The 16,786-nt window shown below is 69.6% G+C and carries 17 protein-coding genes; 7 read left to right on the plus strand and 10 right to left on the minus strand.

The window, feature by feature from the left end; all coding sequences use genetic code 11:
- Positions 1 to 57 precede the first annotated feature (57 nt).
- The 6 genes from ACLBYD_RS16830 to ACLBYD_RS16855 form a co-directional block, all read right to left on the minus strand.
- Entirely contained in the window at positions 58 to 1,644 is a 1,587-nt protein-coding gene (locus tag ACLBYD_RS16830) for an AMP-binding protein (RefSeq protein ID WP_447817320.1), read from the minus strand.
- 236 nt (positions 1,645 to 1,880) lie between these two features.
- Complete coding sequence (locus tag ACLBYD_RS16835; RefSeq protein WP_447817321.1) at positions 1,881 to 2,210, minus strand: transglycosylase family protein; 330 nt, start codon at positions 2,208 to 2,210, stop codon at positions 1,881 to 1,883.
- A gap of 444 nt (positions 2,211 to 2,654) precedes the next feature.
- The gene (locus tag ACLBYD_RS16840; protein ID WP_006552361.1) at positions 2,655 to 3,209 is read right to left on the minus strand and encodes a type III secretion system chaperone family protein; all 555 of its coding nucleotides are present in this window, start codon (positions 3,207 to 3,209) and stop codon (positions 2,655 to 2,657) included.
- The gene (gene mshA, locus ACLBYD_RS16845; protein ID WP_006552362.1) at positions 3,206 to 4,540 is read right to left on the minus strand and encodes a D-inositol-3-phosphate glycosyltransferase; all 1,335 of its coding nucleotides are present in this window, start codon (positions 4,538 to 4,540) and stop codon (positions 3,206 to 3,208) included. Before mshA ends, ACLBYD_RS16840 begins: the two co-directional genes overlap by 4 nt.
- Positions 4,537 to 5,439, minus strand: coding sequence for an alpha/beta fold hydrolase (locus ACLBYD_RS16850; protein ID WP_447817322.1), 903 nt, complete (start codon positions 5,437 to 5,439; stop codon positions 4,537 to 4,539). The genes mshA and ACLBYD_RS16850 overlap by 4 nt, the downstream gene beginning before the upstream one ends.
- A 5-nt stretch (positions 5,440 to 5,444) precedes the next feature.
- Positions 5,445 to 6,638, minus strand: a complete 1,194-nt coding sequence (locus tag ACLBYD_RS16855; protein WP_447817323.1) for an MFS transporter — start codon at positions 6,636 to 6,638, stop codon at positions 5,445 to 5,447.
- Positions 6,639 to 6,824: 186 nt separating this feature from the next.
- Between ACLBYD_RS16855 and ACLBYD_RS16860 the strand changes: the two genes are divergently transcribed.
- Complete coding sequence (locus ACLBYD_RS16860; RefSeq protein ID WP_447817324.1) at positions 6,825 to 7,919, plus strand: tocopherol cyclase family protein; 1,095 nt, start codon at positions 6,825 to 6,827, stop codon at positions 7,917 to 7,919.
- A 15-nt stretch (positions 7,920 to 7,934) separates the two neighbouring features.
- Here ACLBYD_RS16860 and ACLBYD_RS16865 read toward each other — a convergent pair whose 3' ends face one another.
- Both ACLBYD_RS16865 and ACLBYD_RS16870 read right to left on the minus strand, forming a co-directional pair.
- Entirely contained in the window at positions 7,935 to 9,260 is a 1,326-nt protein-coding gene (locus tag ACLBYD_RS16865) for an ROK family transcriptional regulator (RefSeq protein WP_230791042.1), read from the minus strand.
- 282 nt (positions 9,261 to 9,542) lie between these two features.
- A complete protein-coding gene (locus ACLBYD_RS16870; RefSeq protein WP_447817325.1) occupies positions 9,543 to 10,220 on the minus strand; it encodes a TetR/AcrR family transcriptional regulator in 678 nt (225 codons plus the stop codon).
- Between the two features lie 83 nt (positions 10,221 to 10,303).
- Between ACLBYD_RS16870 and ACLBYD_RS16875 the strand changes: the two genes are divergently transcribed.
- Positions 10,304 to 11,053, plus strand: coding sequence for an SDR family NAD(P)-dependent oxidoreductase (locus tag ACLBYD_RS16875; protein ID WP_006552368.1), 750 nt, complete (start codon positions 10,304 to 10,306; stop codon positions 11,051 to 11,053).
- 63 nt (positions 11,054 to 11,116) lie between these two features.
- Complete coding sequence (locus ACLBYD_RS16880) at positions 11,117 to 12,151, plus strand: DUF2804 domain-containing protein (protein WP_447817326.1); 1,035 nt, start codon at positions 11,117 to 11,119, stop codon at positions 12,149 to 12,151.
- A gap of 15 nt (positions 12,152 to 12,166) precedes the next feature.
- Here ACLBYD_RS16880 and ACLBYD_RS16885 read toward each other — a convergent pair whose 3' ends face one another.
- Positions 12,167 to 13,261 carry a UDP-N-acetylmuramate dehydrogenase gene (locus tag ACLBYD_RS16885; RefSeq protein ID WP_447817327.1) on the minus strand — a complete coding sequence of 365 codons (1,095 nt, stop codon included), beginning with the start codon at positions 13,259 to 13,261 and terminating at the stop codon, positions 12,167 to 12,169.
- Positions 13,262 to 13,284: 23 nt separating this feature from the next.
- Here ACLBYD_RS16885 and ACLBYD_RS16890 point away from each other — a divergent pair, with 23 nt between their 5' ends.
- From ACLBYD_RS16890 to ACLBYD_RS16900, 3 genes are all read left to right on the plus strand, one after another.
- Positions 13,285 to 13,794: a DUF2505 domain-containing protein gene (locus ACLBYD_RS16890; protein WP_006552370.1), complete on the plus strand. Its 510-nt coding sequence runs from the start codon at positions 13,285 to 13,287 to the stop codon at positions 13,792 to 13,794.
- Between the two features lie 75 nt (positions 13,795 to 13,869).
- Entirely contained in the window at positions 13,870 to 14,370 is a 501-nt protein-coding gene (locus tag ACLBYD_RS16895; RefSeq protein WP_033096127.1) for a DUF2505 domain-containing protein, read from the plus strand.
- A 3-nt stretch (positions 14,371 to 14,373) separates the two neighbouring features.
- A complete protein-coding gene (locus ACLBYD_RS16900; protein WP_019291178.1) occupies positions 14,374 to 15,183 on the plus strand; it encodes a methylase in 810 nt (269 codons plus the stop codon).
- A gap of 65 nt (positions 15,184 to 15,248) precedes the next feature.
- On the opposite strand, the gene ACLBYD_RS16905 is transcribed toward ACLBYD_RS16900, so the two are convergent.
- Positions 15,249 to 15,866 (minus strand): type IV toxin-antitoxin system AbiEi family antitoxin domain-containing protein, encoded by a 618-nt coding sequence (locus ACLBYD_RS16905; protein WP_006552373.1) that lies wholly within the window; start codon positions 15,864 to 15,866, stop codon positions 15,249 to 15,251.
- 104 nt (positions 15,867 to 15,970) lie between these two features.
- On the opposite strand from ACLBYD_RS16905, the gene ACLBYD_RS16910 reads away from it, so the two are divergent.
- Complete coding sequence (locus tag ACLBYD_RS16910; RefSeq protein WP_447817328.1) at positions 15,971 to 16,723, plus strand: LmeA family phospholipid-binding protein; 753 nt, start codon at positions 15,971 to 15,973, stop codon at positions 16,721 to 16,723.
- The last annotated feature ends 63 nt before the right edge of the window (positions 16,724 to 16,786 follow it).

Consider the following 16,786-nt stretch of genomic DNA (forward strand, 5'->3'; position numbering starts at 1 on the left):
CGGAATCCCCGGGAGACACACGATCTCCCGGGGCTCCACACGTCGTCGGTGCGCCCGTCAGGCGTTCAGGGCACGCAGATCCTTCCGAAGAATCTTGCCCGCAGAGGATTTCGGCACCGTGTCGATGAACTCGACCTGGCGGACCTTCTTGTGCGGCGCGACCCGTGCGGCCACGAAGTCGATGACCTCGCCCTCGTCGATCGTCGAATCCGGCTGCCGGACGACGAAGGCCTTCGGGACCTCCTCGCCCTCGTCGTCGCGGACGCCGATCACCGCGGCGTCGGCGATCTGCGGGTGCGTGAGCAGCAGAGCCTCGAGTTCGGCCGGCGGCACCTGGTAGCCCTTGTACTTGATGAGTTCCTTGAGCCTGTCGACGATCCGGACGGCACCCTTCCCGTCGACCGTGGCGATGTCGCCGGTGTGGAGGAAGCCGTCATCGTCGAGGGTGTCGGCCGTGGCCTCGGGATTGCCGAGATAACCGACCATGACGTTCGGTCCCTTGCACCACAGTTCGCCGGGCGCCGAAACGCCGTCGCCGGTGGGATATTCGACTTCCTCGCCGGTCGCGGGATCGACGATCTTGCATTCCATGTTCGCGATCGTCGGACCCACCGAATCGAGTTCGGTCTCGTTGTCCTCGAAGGGAATTGCATGCGACACGGGCGACATCTCCGACATGCCGTATCCCTGCCGGACGTTGCAGCCCAAGCGCTTCGCGACCGATCCGGCGAGTTCCTTGTCGAGCGGCGCGGCACCGGAGAAGACCGTGTGCACGCTCGACAGATCGTACTGGTCGACGAGGGGGTGCTTGGCGAGCGCGACCGCGACCGGCGGCGCGATGAACACGTACGTGCACTTGTGTTCCGAGATGTAGGTGAGGAAGTCGACGAGGTCGAACTTCGGCATCGTCACCAGCGACGCGCGGTTGTACAGCGCGGCGTTCAGCAGCACCGTCATGCCGTAGATGTGGAAGAACGGCAGCAGTGCGAGCACGCGGTCGTCGGCGGCGATACCCATCCGCGGGGTGATCTGGCAGACGTTCGCGACGAGATTGCGGTGCGTGAGCATCACGCCCTTGGGCCGGCCGGTCGTGCCCGAGGAATACGGCAGTACCGCGAGGTGGGTGGCCGGATCGAACTCGACCGCGGGAGCCGGTGACCCCTCGGTGAGCACGTCGCGCAGGGACGGATGGCCCTCGGCCCCGTCGAGCACGAAGAGCAGCTCATCGGGGATCCCGGCGGCCGCGGCGGCCTCCTTCGCCTGCGGCAGGAACGGGGACACCGTGAACAGTGCCACGGCCCCCGAGTCGTCGAGCTGCTTCGAGATCTCCCCGGCCGTGTAGAGGGCGTTGATCGTGGTCGCGGTGGCGCCGGACCTCAGGATGCCGTGGAAGACCGAGGCGAAGGCCGGCACGTTGGGTGCGAGCAGCCCGACGACCTTCCCCACACCGATGCCCCGGGCGGCCAGCGCTCCGGCGACGGCGTCGATGTGGGCCACGAGCGTGCGGTAGTCCGTCACGGTGCCGGACGCGCCGTCGATCAGCGCGGGTCGATCGAGCTCGGACTCGTCGAGCGAACCGAACAGGAAGTCGTAGACACTCGATGCCGGGATGTCGACGTCGGGAAAGGGACTGCGGAAACTCATTACTCATCCTCCGAGCATTCTGCTGGCACGCCGTGCCGACTTTCGGTCGAGTTCACACTACCGCAGCGGCTGTGAAGCCCATCACACACGCTGTGTGAGGATTGCGAGGATACCGTTCCCGGCGCGATTCCCCTGCCGGAAAGCACGAACCCCGCGNCACGCGGGGTTCGGAAGCTGCTGGAGCTGCGCTCACGATGGCGTGTGAGCTGCGCTCGCTACGCCGGAGGGCGCTGCGGTCAGAGGTACTGACCGCAGACCGGCCATGCACCGACGCCCTGTCCGGCGAGGACGTTCTCGGCGACGCGGATCTGCTCCTCGCGCGAGGCGTTGTTCGCGGTTCCCGAGCCACCGTAGCCCTCCCAGGTGCTCTGCGAGAACTGCAGACCGCCGTAGTAGCCGTTACCGGTGTTGATCGCCCAGTTACCACCGCTCTCGCACTGTGCGACGGCATCCCAGTTGCCGGATGCGGCGTTGGCGGTACCGGCACCCAGAGCGAACGGGGTCGCAACGAGTGCAGTGGAGGCAGCGAGGGTGCCCAGGGCGCGCTTGATCGTGAACTTTGCCATGTGGATGAATCCTTTCCGGCTGCTTGCGAGGCCCCCGACGCAATGGGTCCGCCACATGTGGGCTGGACGGTCGGTGCCGGCAACACGGTGCGGTGCTGGCGCACGCCCGGTCGCTATCTCGCTCCACCCCTCGGCAGGTTGTGGATCCGACAATCCCGCGGGGGTGGAACGAGCGGCTGCGGGGCCGGTGTGTAACGCCCGTCGGTATCGGGCCTACATCGACGGTAAGGGTTCATCACGGCGAGGTCACGGGTCGATTTTCCGGTACGGCTGTGCGAGAAACCGGACCGGCGATCGACAAAACCCCAGGTCGCTTCGCGGGAACGCACCGTTTCCCGGACGTTTCCAGCGGATTTCGATTGTGGGGATGGTCACACCATACGGCCGTGCAGACCTCTCCAACCGGACATGTTCACGGCGAGATAACGGTGTCCGGCAACGCCGTCACCCGTTCGCTTCGCGCCGATCCTCGGGTTCGTCGTCGTCCACATCGGGCTCGAACGGCGTGCCGGTCTCCTCCTCGATGAGGTGACGGAACGGCTCGAGATTGCGCAACGGTTCGCCCCGCGAGACCCGCCACTCCCATTCGCGCTTGATGGACGTGATGAACCCGATACCGAGGATGATGTTGAAGTCGTGGTCCGCCGCCTCGAGGACCTGCCCGAGGACCGCGTCGATCTCCTCGGGGGTCACCGCGTGCGCGGCGATGCGTCCCACCAGATAGATGTCGCCGACCTTGTCGAGCGTGTACGCCACGCCGTACAGGCGACGGTTGCGACGCAGCAGGTAGCGGTACACCGATTCGAAATTCTCGTCCGGCTTGCGGCACACGAACGCCTCGACCCGCACACCGTGCTGTCCGACGCTGAGCAGCGTGGTCGTCTTGAGCTTCTTCTCGCCCGGAAGCTCGACGACGAAGTGCCCGCCCTCCTTGACGGAGAACTCGAGCTCGCGATCGCGCAGCGTCGATTCGATCAGTTCGATGAGCCGGTCGCTCATGCCGTGACTCCCCTCGTCCGTCGCAACTTCCACACTCCACGCTGCCGTCGCAGCGAGTGCTCGCCGGTACCGAAGGCGCGGTTGCGACGCATCCCGGCCCGTCGGTAACTGTCGAGCAGTCCTTCCGCGGTGTGTTCCCACGAGAAGGACTCCGCATGCACGGGCGCGGTCGCCGCGAATCGGGCGAGACGATCCGGATCGCCGACGAGCGAACGCAACGCCGTCGCCCAGTCGTCGATGCGGTGCCCGTCGACGAGCACGCCGGTCTCCCCGTCGCGCACGGCGACGCCGAGACCCCCGACGTTCGCGGCCAGCACGGGCGTGCCGCAAGCCTGCGCCTCGATTGCGACGAGACCGAAGGACTCCGAATAGCTCGGCACCGCAACGAGATCCGCAGCCCGGTAGACCTGGACGAGACGGTCCGGCGGCTGCGGCGGGAGGAAGGTGACCCGCGACGCGATACCCAGCGCGGACGCGAGTTCGATGAGCGCGTCGGGGCGCTCGAGACCCGTTCCCGAGGGACCTCCCACCACGAGCACCCGCAGTGGCATGCCGGGGTCGTCGGCGAGTGCCCGCGCAGCGGCCTCGAGCAGCACGTCGGGGGCCTTGAGCGGCTGGATGCGGCCCACGAACGCCACGACGGTCTCGCGCGGATCGAGTCCGAGCTCGGCGCGGGCGGCCGCGCGGTCGCCGGGCCGGTAGCGGTTCAGGTCGGCGCCCGGTGCGACGACGTCGATCTTCGCGGGATCGGCCCCGTAGATGCGTTCGAGCTGCCCCGCTTCGTCGGCGGTGTTGGCCACCAGGCGGTCGGACTCCGCGACGACCTGCTGTTCCCCGATCTGCCGGGCTGCGGGTTCGGGGGTGTCGCCCTCGGCGAGCGAGGCGTTCTTCACTGCGGCGAGCGTGTGGGCGGTGTGCACGAGCGGCACACCCCAGCGGTCGCGGGCGAGCCAGCCGACCTGCCCCGACAACCAGTAGTGCGAGTGCACCAGGTCGTAGTAGCCCTGCGGGTGCCGTGCCTCCTCGCGCAGCACGCCGGCGGCGAAAGCGCACAGCTGCGTCGGCAGGTCGTGTTTGTCGAGGCCTTCGAAGGGGCCGGCCTCGATGTTGCGGACGAGCACCCCGGGCGCGGCCTGCTGGACGGCCGGATCGGCCGACGAGGTCGCGCGGGTGAAGATCTCGACTTCGACGCCGCGACGCGCGAGCTCGACGGCGGTCTGCAGGACGTACACGTTCATACCGCCTGCGTCCCCGGTTCCGGGCTGCGCCAGCGGCGAGGTGTGGACCGAGATCACGGCCACGCGGTGCGGGCGGCTGGGCTGGGACGTCACCCCTCCATACTGCCCTGCTGCCGATCTTCGCGTGTCGCCGCCTCCGCCGTCGCGGCCCGAGCGAACTCTCCGACCTCCGACACGAACCGGTGGGGATCCTCGACGAACGGACCGTGGTCGACACCCTCCCAGATCGAGGTCGTGGCGCGCCGCAGCAGCGACGCCGCGTGGTGCGCCGCGGAGACGTCGACGACCGAGTCGGCGTCGCCGTGCAGGAGGAGAACCGGCACGTCCAGGGCGGCGAGCAGGTCGTCGTTGCCCACCGCCCGGTCGAACAGCGCCGCACGGACGCGGGGCGGGGTGGACAGGCTCGCGCCGAACAAGGCCTGCGACACCGCGCCCTTGCCTTCGAGGAGAGCGCTGCCCTCGACGACGGGACCGGTGAGGGCGTTGCCGAAGGAGCCGAGTGCGCGCACCGCTTCCTTCGGGTCCTCCGACATCGCGGCGGGGATCGCGGCACGCATCGAGGCACCGACGCGTCCGCCCTTCTCGCCACGGCCGATGCTCGTGATGGCACCCACGAGGACCAGGCCGGCGACGGCTCCCGCGCCGTGTTCGGCGAGATAATCGCAGATCACCAGGCCGCCGTACGACCAGCCGAGCAGCACCGCCGGGTTCGTCTCCGAGACGTTCTCGGCGGCGAGCACCGCGGCGAGGTCGCCGGCCCACAGGCTGCGATCGGCGTATCCGGTCTCGGGAGCCTGCGAATAACCGTGTCCGCGCAGGTCGACGGCGACCACACGGAAGTCGCGGGCGAGTGCGTCGAGGACCCCGTCGCCCCAGCACCGCGACGACTGCGCCCACCCGTGGAGCAGCACCAGAACCGGTGCCGTCTCGGAGCCGAATGCGCGATAGACGAGGGAGGTGCCGTCGATACCGGCCACTTCACGAACTGCCATGCGCGTCACTCTAACCGTGCCCGCACATGGATCCCGCCGGCACAGGTGACCGCGAGGATGCCCGCGGCGACCGCCACGAGATATCCGGTGCCGGCGTCGGTCCGGTCGATGACCTGTCCCACCAGCGCCGAACCTGCGGCGACGCCGACGCCGAGACCCGCGACCGTCCACGTGATGCTCTCGGTGAGCCGGTCGGGCGGCACGATCTGCTGCGTCAGCGACGTCGCCACGATCATGATGGGCGAGATCGCGCATCCGGCAACGAAGTACAGCACCGTGAGCATCGGCACCGAACCGGCGAGCAGCAACGGGCACAGCAGGACGGCGAGAGTGCCGGTGGCGACGAACAACTGGCGGGTCGGAGCACTCGATCCCACCCGGCTACCGAAGATCAGGCCGCTCATCGCCGAACCCGTCGCGAACAGTGCGAGCGCGAAGGTGGCCGATCCCGGAGAGTTCTGTTCGGCCGTGAACGCGACGGCTGCGACATCGATCACGCCGAAGACCACACCCATCGCGACCATCACCACGACGATCGACAGGAGGACGGGCATGCGCAGGATGTTCGTCCGCGCACGGTCGTCGGTGTGCGGTTGCACGGGAGGCTCCGTGCTGCGCAGCGCCGCAAGGGCGAGGGTGCCGACGAGCAGCAGGACCGCGCCGAGCAGCGGGCCGGCCTCGGGAAAGACCGCCACGCTCAGGCCCACCGACAGGACGGGGCCGACGATGAAGCACACCTCGTCGACCACCGCTTCGAGCGCGAAGGCGGTGCGCAGTCGCGGGGTGCCGCCGTAGAGCTGCGTCCACCGCGCCCGCACCATCGCGCCGATCGTGGGCATGAGTCCTGCCGGGATCCCGCAGACGAACAGCCACACCGTGGGCACCTCGAACCGGACGCCCGCGAGCATCGCGAGGGTGGCGACCGCACTGACGGCCGCCGCCGTGGGCAGGACCCGTCGCTGGCCGTACCGGTCGACCGCGCGGGAGACGAGCGGGGTGAGCACGGCGTACGACAGCGCGAACACCGCGGACAGTGCGCCGCCGACCGCGTAGTTCCCCTCGAGCTGGGAGAACATCGTGACGATGCCGATCCCGACCATCGCGATCGGCAGTCGCGCCACGAATCCCGCCAGGCAGAACGCGGCTGCACCCGGCGCTGCGAACAACTCGCGGTACGAGCCGCCCTTCTCTCCTGTCACGTACTTCTCGCGTTCTCTTCGGTCCGATCCGGTCCGGTCAACGTTATGGCCGACCGACCACGCGAGGTGCAGGTACCTCCCCCGCGTCCGCACATCGCTGCCCGATTCCGCACGTTCCGTGACGGGAACGGCCATGCTGGGTACATCCGGAGAACGGACAGGACGGATCCACGGAACGGAGCGGGCATGGCGGTGCACGAACGACACGGACGGCTCTCACCGAAGGATCTCTCACCGAGGAGTCTGTGGACCCGCTACCGCGCGTCGGGAGCGGATCTGCCCTTCGGGAATCCGCTCGCCGCGCACGGCGTCGCGATGGAGGGTTACTTCTGGCGCTTCACCCAGCCCGGAACCGGCCGCGTCGTCATCGCCCTGTGCGGGGTCAACCGTGCGGACGACTCGGGAGGGCCCGGCTCGTACTGGGCAACGCTCGGCCTGGCCGCCCATCCCGGGGGTTTCCTGCGCACCGCCGCGCATCCGGTGGCCGCTTCCGATCCCGATCGGCTCGGCGCATCGGCCGGCGACGTCTTCTGCGGCGACAGCGAACGCGTGTGGATGGATCTCGGCGACGACGCCCGTCTCGACATCCGGTTGTCGGATCTGCGGCTCTGGCCGCGACGCCGCTTCGGCGCGTCGAGCGTGTTCCATTCCGTCCCCGGTCTCAACCAGTACTGGCATTCCTGGCTGCTCGGCGGCCGGGTGGAAGGGCACGCGATCCTCGGCGACGAGAAGTGGGATCTGACCGGCGCCCAGGTCTACGGCGAGAAGAACTGGGGCAAGGGCGGTTTCCCCGAGTCGTGGTGGTGGGGTCAGGCGCAGGGATTCGCCGACCCGCAGGCGTGTGTGGCGTTCGCCGGCGGGCAGGTGCATTCGGGTCCGCTGCGCACGGAGGTCACGGCGGTCGTCGTCGCACTACCCGACGGGCGCATCGTGCGGCCGGGCAATCCCGTCACATCCCCGGTCCGGGCGACGGTCACCGACGAGAGCTGGCACCTGCGCGGCCGCAATGCCCGCTGGAGCGTGGAGATCTCGGGAAGTTCACCCCTCGGAGCGGCGCACGTCCTGCCGGTCCCCCTGCCCGCGGAACGACGGAACGTCGCCGGTTCGATCGAACATCTCGGCGGTCGCATGACCGTGACGGTCCACGAACGGGGGAAACTGGTGTGGGCCGACGAATCGCACTCGGCCGCACTCGAACACGGCGGGCTGGACCGGGCCCGGGCGGAACTCGACCGGCGGGGCGCCGCTGCGGACGCGACGGACGCCCCGCCGAGCGTGTGAATCCGACGGGATCGCTCAGAGTTCGGTGCGCTTCATCGCCGCGATCGGATCCGAGAACAACGAGCTGAGCGAGACGACACCCGCGGCGTGGGCCTGCACCCGATTGCCGAAGCCGGTGATGCGGATGTCCTTGCGCGGCAGGGTGGTCGACGCGGCGAACGCGCGGGCGACGTGCGGAACCGCGGCCGGGTACTCGGTGAAGGCCTGTCCGCCGAGAATCACACGGTCGGGATTGAACAGGTCGCGCAGCATTCCGACGGTGCGGCCGAGCACGGTGGCCCGCTCGACGAGCAGACCGTGGGCGGCCTCGGAACCGTCCCGCGCGAGGCGGTAGAGCGACTGAATGGTGTCGTCGCCGTCGGCGAGGATGCCCTCGGCCACCGCGCGCTGCACGACCGCCCGATCGCTCACCGTCGCCTCGAGGCAACCCGTGCCGCCGCACGAGCACCGGGCCGACGAACCGGTGGGGAAATGCGTCACCGAACCCGGACCGCCGGCAGGGGTGTGCACCTTGCCGTCGAAAGTGATTGCCACACCGGCCGTCTCACGAACGTAGAAGTACAGGCCGGTGCCCTTGGCCTCGGGGGCGTCGCGATCGGGGGTGAGGAGCAACTCGGAGGCGGCCATCGCCTCGACGTGCGCGGCCACCGAGACCGGAAGCCCCATACCGCCACCGACGATCGCGCCGACCCGGGCGTCGACCCAGCCGAGTCGCGGGTGCGTGACGACGGCGGTGTTCGAGTCCACCCGCCCGCCGAGTGCGACGCCGACCCACAACGGGGTGCGGCGGTGCCACCGCCCGGCGAAGGCCTTGGCGCTCGCGGTGATCGACGCGAGCGCAGCGTCCTGGTCGCCGGTCGGCGTGGGGACCTCGACGGCGCCGATGATGCGACCGCGCAGGTCGCTGGCGACGATGCCGGTGGTGACGGCACCGATGTGGATGCCGACCGTCAGGTACCGCTCGTGGTCGACCTCGACGGGAACACGCGGCCGGCCGACCGCGCCGGGTTCGGTCAGGTCGGCGCGCTCACGCAGCAGACCTGCCGAGAGCAGGGCCGACACCTGACGATTGACGGTGGCGATGCTCGCACCGGTGACCTTGGCGATCACGTCGCGCGAGACGGGGCCGCGGTTGGCGGCGACACGGAAGACCGACGCCCCGGTGCCGTCAGCGATACGCAGGTCCGGCGGAACGATCCTGACCGGGCTCGACACACGGGAGGTGCGGGGACGGACGACCGTCGCACGCGTGGATCCGCGGACGGCGGAACCGGTGGCGCGACGGGGCGCGGACGACCGCGAGGGAAGGGAAACGGACGGCGAGAGAGTGGGAACCGACACGGCGCTGATCCTTGGCTGCTGATCCGGACGTGACGACCGGAGAACGGGCGGGAGACGATCGACGCACCGAGACCCCGACGTGGAGAACACGATCGGAGACGGACCCGCACGACGAGAGCGGGATCGGTGCGGAGTTACTTTCCGCAGCAGCGACAACAGAGTTCGCGCGCCAGAGGCAGCCGTGATCCCAGCGCGGCGGTCACATAGGTGACCCGCGGTGCGGAGGTGTGGCCGACTGACATGTCGATCAAACTATCGCCCGAACCGCGTCGTGTCCAATCCTCACCGATCCGGTGGGAAACCTTCCTGCACGTCCCCGCGTGCGTGCGCGGTCTCCGCCGACACCGGGGCGAGCAACAACGCCTCCCATGCGTCGACGAGCGCGGCGAGTTCTGCCGTGGTGGGTGATTCGCCTGCACGGTGACACCGCGCCAGCGCACCGACGGTGCCGGAGTAGACCAGCCGCAGACGCTGCCCGGCGATGTCGTCGGGCAACGGCCCGAGCAGGGTCCGTAGCGCGGTGTCGGACCGGCGGCCGCTCTCGGTTCCCGTCGGTCCGGTGACGCGGAAGCACTCGGCGAACCGGTCGTGGTTCGACAGCCGGTCGAGGAAGGCGACGTAGTGGTTGTTGCGGCCGAGCGTGCCGGCCAGGGGGCGGATGATCACCCACAGCAGGTCGCGGACCGAGAGGGTCTCCCGCGTCCGCAGCATCTCGGCGAGGAGCGCTTCCCGCTGGGAGTTCAGGGCGGCCAACCGGTGGGAGAAGACCGCCTCGAGCAACCCCTCCTTGGTGCCGAAGTAATAACCGACCACCGACGAGTTGTGCTGTCCGGCGGCCTTGCGGATGTCGGCGAGGGTGACCCCGTCGTATCCACGGCGGGCGAAGAGCCGCTCGGCGGCTTCGACGAGCCGGATCCGGGTCTGTTCGCCCGAACTGTATCGACCGCGGGTGGTGGTCATACGCCGCAGGGTAGCCGCACGGAAAGGACTTCGCAGGCCGGGACGTGCGGCGGCATCCGGTGCCCGACACTACGATTGCCCCCATGAGCATCTCTCCCGATTCCCGCGTCGCCGTCGTCACCGGAGCCTCCTCCGGAATCGGCGAGGCGACCGCCCGCACGCTCGCCGCACAGGGCTTCCACGTCGTGGTGGGCGCACGCCGCCTCGACCGCCTGCAGAAGCTCGCCGACGAGATCGGCGGTACCGCGCTCGAGCTCGACGTCACCGACGAGGATTCGGTCGACGCTTTCACCACGGTGCTGCCGCGGGTCGACGTGCTGGTCAACAACGCCGGTGGCGCCAAGGGACTCGCACCGGTGGCCGAGGCCGTCGAGGATGACTGGCGCTGGATGTGGGAGACCAACGTCATCGGCACCATGCGCATCACCAAGGCTCTGATCCCCAAGCTCATCGCCTCGGGCGACGGCCTGATCGTCACCATCACCTCGGTCGCGGCCTTCGAGGCCTACGACAACGGCGCCGGCTACACCTCGGCGAAGCACGCGCAGGCCGTGCTGCACCGCACGCTGCGCGGCGAACTGCTCGGACAGCCCGTCCGCCTCACCGAAGTCGCGCCGGGCGCGGTCGAGACCGAGTTCTCGCTGGTGCGCTTCGAGGGCGACAAGGATCGGGCCGACAAGGTGTACGAGGGCATCACCCCGCTCGTCGCCCAGGACATCGCCGACATCATCGGCTTCGTCGCGTCGCGGCCGTCGCATGTCAACCTCGACCAGATCATCGTCAAGCCGCGCGACCAGGCCAATGCCGGCCGGTTCCACCGCGTCACCGACTGACCCACCGCGGTGGTGGGCGCGGCGAGGCGGTCGCGCCCACCCCCGTCGGTACTGTCACGGGATATGCGCCAACGACGCCTCGCGCCCGGACCGCTGCTCGACGACGACGGGAGGCTCGCCGAAGCCGGCTGGAGCACCTCCGAGGTCCGCACCTACGACCGGCAGCGGGTCGCGGCGTCACGGTTCCGCATCAAGGAGTGGGACTACCACTGTGTTCTTTCCGACGGGGAGGACGGACCGTTCGGGATCGCGCTGACCGTTGCCGACAACGGCTACGTCGGGCTCCTCGGAGTCAGCGTGCTCGACCTCGCGGGTCGCTCCGAGACCACCGAGAACGCCCTCGTCCCCTTCCCGCTCGGCCGGATGCGCCTGCCGTACACCGCCGACGGTGGCGATGTCGTCGTCCGTCACGGCGGACTCCGCATCGAGTACCACCACGACGGGCAAGCCCGGCGGCTGGTCGTCGACCATCCCCGTTTCGGTGGCGGGCGTGGACTGTCCGGCGAACTTGTGCTCACGCAACCGTCCGACGACCGGATGGTGATCGCGACGCCCTTCCCCCGGGCACCGAAGGCCTTCTACTACAACCAGAAGATCAACTGCCTGCCCGCGCAGGGCACGGTCACCGTGGGTGGGCGGGAGCTGGTCTTCGATCCCGCCACCGCCTTCGGGGTGTTCGACTGGGGTCGAGGGGTGTGGACCTACGACAACACCTGGTACTGGGGGTCGGCCTCGGGGATCCACGAGGGCGTGCGGTTCGGGTTCAACATCGGCCACGGCTTCGGCGACACCACCGCGGCGAGCGAGAACATGCTCTTCCACGACGGTGTGGCGCACAAGCTCGACCGCGTGCACTTCCATCTGCCCCGCGACACCTACGACGGGGCACCGTGGCGCTTCACCAGCAACGACGAGCGGTTCGAGATGGAGTTCGAACCGATCCTCGACCGCGCGGCCGACGTGAACGCCCTGCTCGTGCGGTCCACGCAGCACCAGGTCTTCGGACGGTTCACCGGCAGTGTCGTGCTCGACGACGGCACCCGGCTCGAGATCGAGAACCTCCTCGGCTTCGCGGAGGAGGTCCGCAACCGCTGGTGACGGGCGGGCCGTCCGTCAGATCACGCAGTTCACGGTGACAGGTTCGGGATGCAGACGGACCCCGAAGGCGTCCTCGACGCCGTCGCGCACCGTCCGCGCCAGCGCCACGAGGTCCGCGGCCGATGCCGCTCCCCTGTTGGTGAGCGCCAGCGTGTGCTTCGTCGACAACCGCGCCGGTGCGTCGGCGGCGGGGAAACCCTTCGCGAAACCGGCCCGCTCGATGAGCCATCCGGCCGACAGTTTGGTGCCGCCGTCCGCGGGGAACTGCGGGATGCGCACGTCCTCCCCCACCTTCGCCGCGATGGCCGCGAGCACCTGCGGCAGGCGGTCGTCGGGGACGACGGGATTCGTGAAGAACGATCCGGCGCTCCAGGTGTCATGGTCGTCGGCGTCGAGCACCATGCCCTTGCTGCGGCGCAACGCGAGCACGTGCTGGCGTACCTGCGCCGCCGGCCGGCGCTCGCCCTCCTCCGCACCCAGCGCGACAGCGAGCTCCCGGTATGCGAGGGGTGCGGACGAACCGTCGCTCCGCACGTCCAGTTCCACCTCGAGGACGACCGCCGCGTCGGTGTGCTTGAGGATGCTGGTGCGGTAGCCGAGACCGAGTGCCTCGGGGCCGGCCCACGAGTCCTGTCCGGTGGCACGGTCGAGCAGGCGGACACGGCGCAGGATCGAGCCCACCTCGACGCCGTACGCCCCGACGTTCTGCACCGGCGTCGCTCCCGCGGAGCCCGGGATACCCGACAGGCATTCGAGTCCGCCGAGGCCGGCCTCCACGGTGGTCGCGACGACGGCGTCCCATCCGGCTCCCGCGTCCACCCGGACGTGGTCGTCGCGGAGGTCGACACCGGTGGTCGCGACACGCACCACGACGCCGTCGAAACCCTCGTCGCCGATGACGAGGTTGGAGCCGCCCGCGAGGAGCAGCAGCGGCACTTCCTGCTCGTCGAGCAGGCGCACGACCTCGATCAACGACGCGGTGGACGTGCATTCGACGAGATACCGGGCGGGGCCACCGAGCCGCAGGGTCGTGAATTCCGACAGCGACACCTGCTCGGACACCGTGGCTCCCGTTTCGACGAGCCGGGCCCTGGTACGTGGATCAAGCACCAGCAAACGGTAGCGTGCCCCGTATGGGCAGCCCTATCGACCACACTGCGAACTACTCGTCCCCGCCTGCTGCGGTCCACGCGGCGTTCGTCGATCCGCAGTACTGGCAGACCCGGCTGCGTGAGGTCGGTGGCCCGGGTGCGGCGGTCGAACGCGCCGACACCGGCGACGGCACGATCGAGCTCGACCTCCATCAGGCCATCCCGGCCGAACACCTGCCGAGCATGGTCACGAGCCTACGCCCGGGCGATCTCGTCATCCGGCGTCACGAGTCGTGGGGAGCGCTCGCCGACGGCCGCGCCGAGGGCAGGTTCTCGGCCCACGTCGACGGCATGCCCGGCGAGGTCACCGGTGGGATGACGCTCATCGCCGACGGCGCGGGCTCGTCCGTCGTCATCGAGGGCACCGTCGAGGTGAAGATCCCGTTCCTCGGTTCCAAGATCGAGGGGATGATCGTCGAGCAGCTCGTCGAGCTGTTCGACGCGGAGCGCACCTTCACCGAGCAGTGGTTGAACGGGGATCACTCGGCCTGATCGCACCCCGCGGGGCTCCCCCGTGGACGGTCGCGATTTCCGGGCAGGCCGTCCGGCGCGGTAACCTGGCCGGTCGTGGCACGGCGTATCGACTACTCCGCCCGCTTCCCTCATCCACCGGAGCGGGTGTACGAGGCTCTCGCCGACCCCGCCCACTGGGAAGCGCGGATGACCGAGATGCGCAAGTACTCGGAGAACCACGTCCGCGAGTTCACGGTCTCCGAATCGGGCATCGCGCTGGTGTTGCACCACGTCCTGCCGCGTTCCGACCTGCCGGAGATCGCCCGCACGGTGATCAAGAAGGACATGGTCATCACGCGCAAGGAGAACTACGGGCCGTTCACCGACGGCGCGACCGGCACCTACCAGGCGTCGATCCCCGGCGGTCCGGGCAGCCTCACGGGCACGATGGAGCTCTTCGGCGACGACCACGGCGCCACGCTCCGCACCACCTCCGAGGCCAAGGTGCACATCCCGTTCGTCGGCGGCAAACTCGAAGAACTCATCCTCACCAATCTCGTCGACGTGTTCCGCACCGAAGCGGCCATCACCGCCGACTGGCTCGCCGGTCGGTAGCGCGTGCGGAATCGAGGACCCGTCGGTGTCGTTACGCGCGGCACCACCGGCATCAACAGGCTGCGCCGCAGCGACCGCTGGGCGATGCACGACCCCCACATCATGAGGGCGTTGACGCACGCCACCGACCCGCTGGTGGTCGATCTGGGTTACGGCGCCATGCCGGTGACGACCCTCGAACTCGCCGCGCGCCTGCGTCGGGTCCGCAGCGATCTGCGCGTGGTCGGTCTCGAGATCGATCCGGACCGTGTGGTCCCGGGCCGCGACGGTGTCGAGTTCGCCCGGGGCGGCTTCGAGCTCGCGGGCCTGCGCCCGACCCTGGTCCGGGCCTTCAACGTGCTCCGGCAGTATCCGGAGGAGGCGGTCGAACCGGCGTGGGCGCACCTGCGTTCCGGTCTCGCTCCCGGCGGCCTGCTCATCGACGGCACGTGCGACGAGCTGGGCCGGCGCTGCGCCTGGGTGCTCCTCGACGAGCACGGTCCCCGTTCGCTGACCCTGGCGTGGAGCCCGTTCCACGTGGAGAGACCGTCCGACGTCGCCGAACGGCTGCCGAAGGCGCTGATCCACCGGAACGTCCCGGGCGAGCCGATCCACGCGCTGCTCCGCGCGGCCGACCGGGCGTGGGCGACGAGCGCTCCGCACGCGGCGTTCGGGCCGCGGATCCGATGGAAGGCGACGCTCGAGCTGCTGCGGGATCAGGGCTTCCCGGTGTCTCCGCCCCGCCGCCGTCTGCGTGACTGCGTGCTGACGGTGCCGTGGGACGCGGTCGCGCCCGCCGGCGCACCCGTTGCATCCGAGCTGGTCGCGGTCTGAGACCGTCTACCCGCGCTCGTCGCGGTCCGAGACCGTCTGCCCGAGTTCGTCGTCGCCCCGGTCGGTCAGCCCGCGGCGAGGAGCGCGAGCTCGATCCGGTCGGCCACCGCGGCCGGCTGGTTCGCCACGGCGGCGTGCAGCTGGTCGGAGTCGACCCGGCCGAGCGCGATCGCGTCGCCGACGAGTTCGTCGAGCACTTCCTGGGACACGCCGCCGGCCGCGAGGTCGACCGCGGTGCGGGCGGGTGTGGTGATCCGGAAGGCCCCGACGACCTCGCAGTCCTCCTCTGCCAGCGTCCGGTGATGCAGCGCGAGCCGGTTGCTCGGCACGGTGCGCTGGTCGGGTGTGGACAGGTGCAGGAAGCGGGGCTGCAGGTGGCCCATGCCGTGCAGGTCGGCGGCGCTCTGGTGCGAGACGACCGCTTCCCCCTCGTACCAGGTGCACCACTGGGCGAATTCGTCGAACTTCGTCCGTGGGCTGTCGCTGAGGCGGAACAGTTCGGTCTCGACGCGGATCCACAGTCCCGCCTCGATGCGTTCCGCGAAGTCGTGAGCTGCTATTCCGTGACCGACGGCTTGGCGTGCGGTGAAGAACCCGGCTTGCGTGGCGGCGAGGCGCCGCAGCGAGTCGTCGGCATCGGCCCGCCCGGTTGCGTCGTAACCTGAATCCGTCCACCCTGTCATGGCGCCCAGCGTAGCCGACGAATGTGGTACACCTCACATATTTTCCTCATCCTGTGGCCGTGTGCTCAGTCGATCCTCAGCGTCGTCCGGAAGAATCGGCGACCATGACGCAACGGAAGCGCAACCGCACCGTCACGATCGCCGCCGTTCTCGTCGCGGCGCTGGTCGCAGTCCTGGTGGGCGCGGAGGTCTACGTCCGCAACCGCGCGACGACCTGCCTCGCCCAGTCCTTCGAGAGCGAGCTCGGCACGGGAGTCGACGTCGACCTGAGCTGGAAGCCGGTGCTGCTCCAGCTGCTCGACCGGCAGGTTCCCTCGGTCGCTCTCGACAGCGACGACACCGCCTTCGGTCCGGCCCAGCAGATGCAGGTGCACGCCGAGGTAAACGATGTCGACCTGCGCGACTCCGCCGAGGGCGCCGGCACCATCGGCAGCTCGAGTGCCGACGTCTCGTGGCCCACCTCCGGGATCCTCGCGACCGTGCAGAGCCAGTCGGTCGGCGGCCTCGTCACCGATGTCACGGCCGACGAGAACGCGGGCACCCTGACGTTCACGGTCGGCGGCCAGGGTCTCGCGGAGTTCACCGCGCGACCGGTGGTGAACGGCGGTGTGGTGACGGTCGAGACGACCGACGCGACGATCCTCGGCATCGGGCTCCCGACGGCCCTCGTCGACGGCGTCGTGGAGATCCTGACCTCGGGTCTGCAGCAGTACCCGCTGGGTATGCAGGCCACCGAGGTGAACGTCACCGACAGCGGCATCGATCTCCGCCTCGAGGGTGGCCGCTTCGTGCTGCCGGAGGCCCCGCAGGGACAGCAGCAGCAACAGCAGGAGGGCAGCTGCGGCCTCCTGTCGTGACCGAGGAGGCCGGTCCGGCAGACCGTCGAGAGCTGTCGTCAACTCTGCGGACCGTCGAGAGCT

Source organism: Rhodococcus sp. C26F (assembly GCF_053345925.1).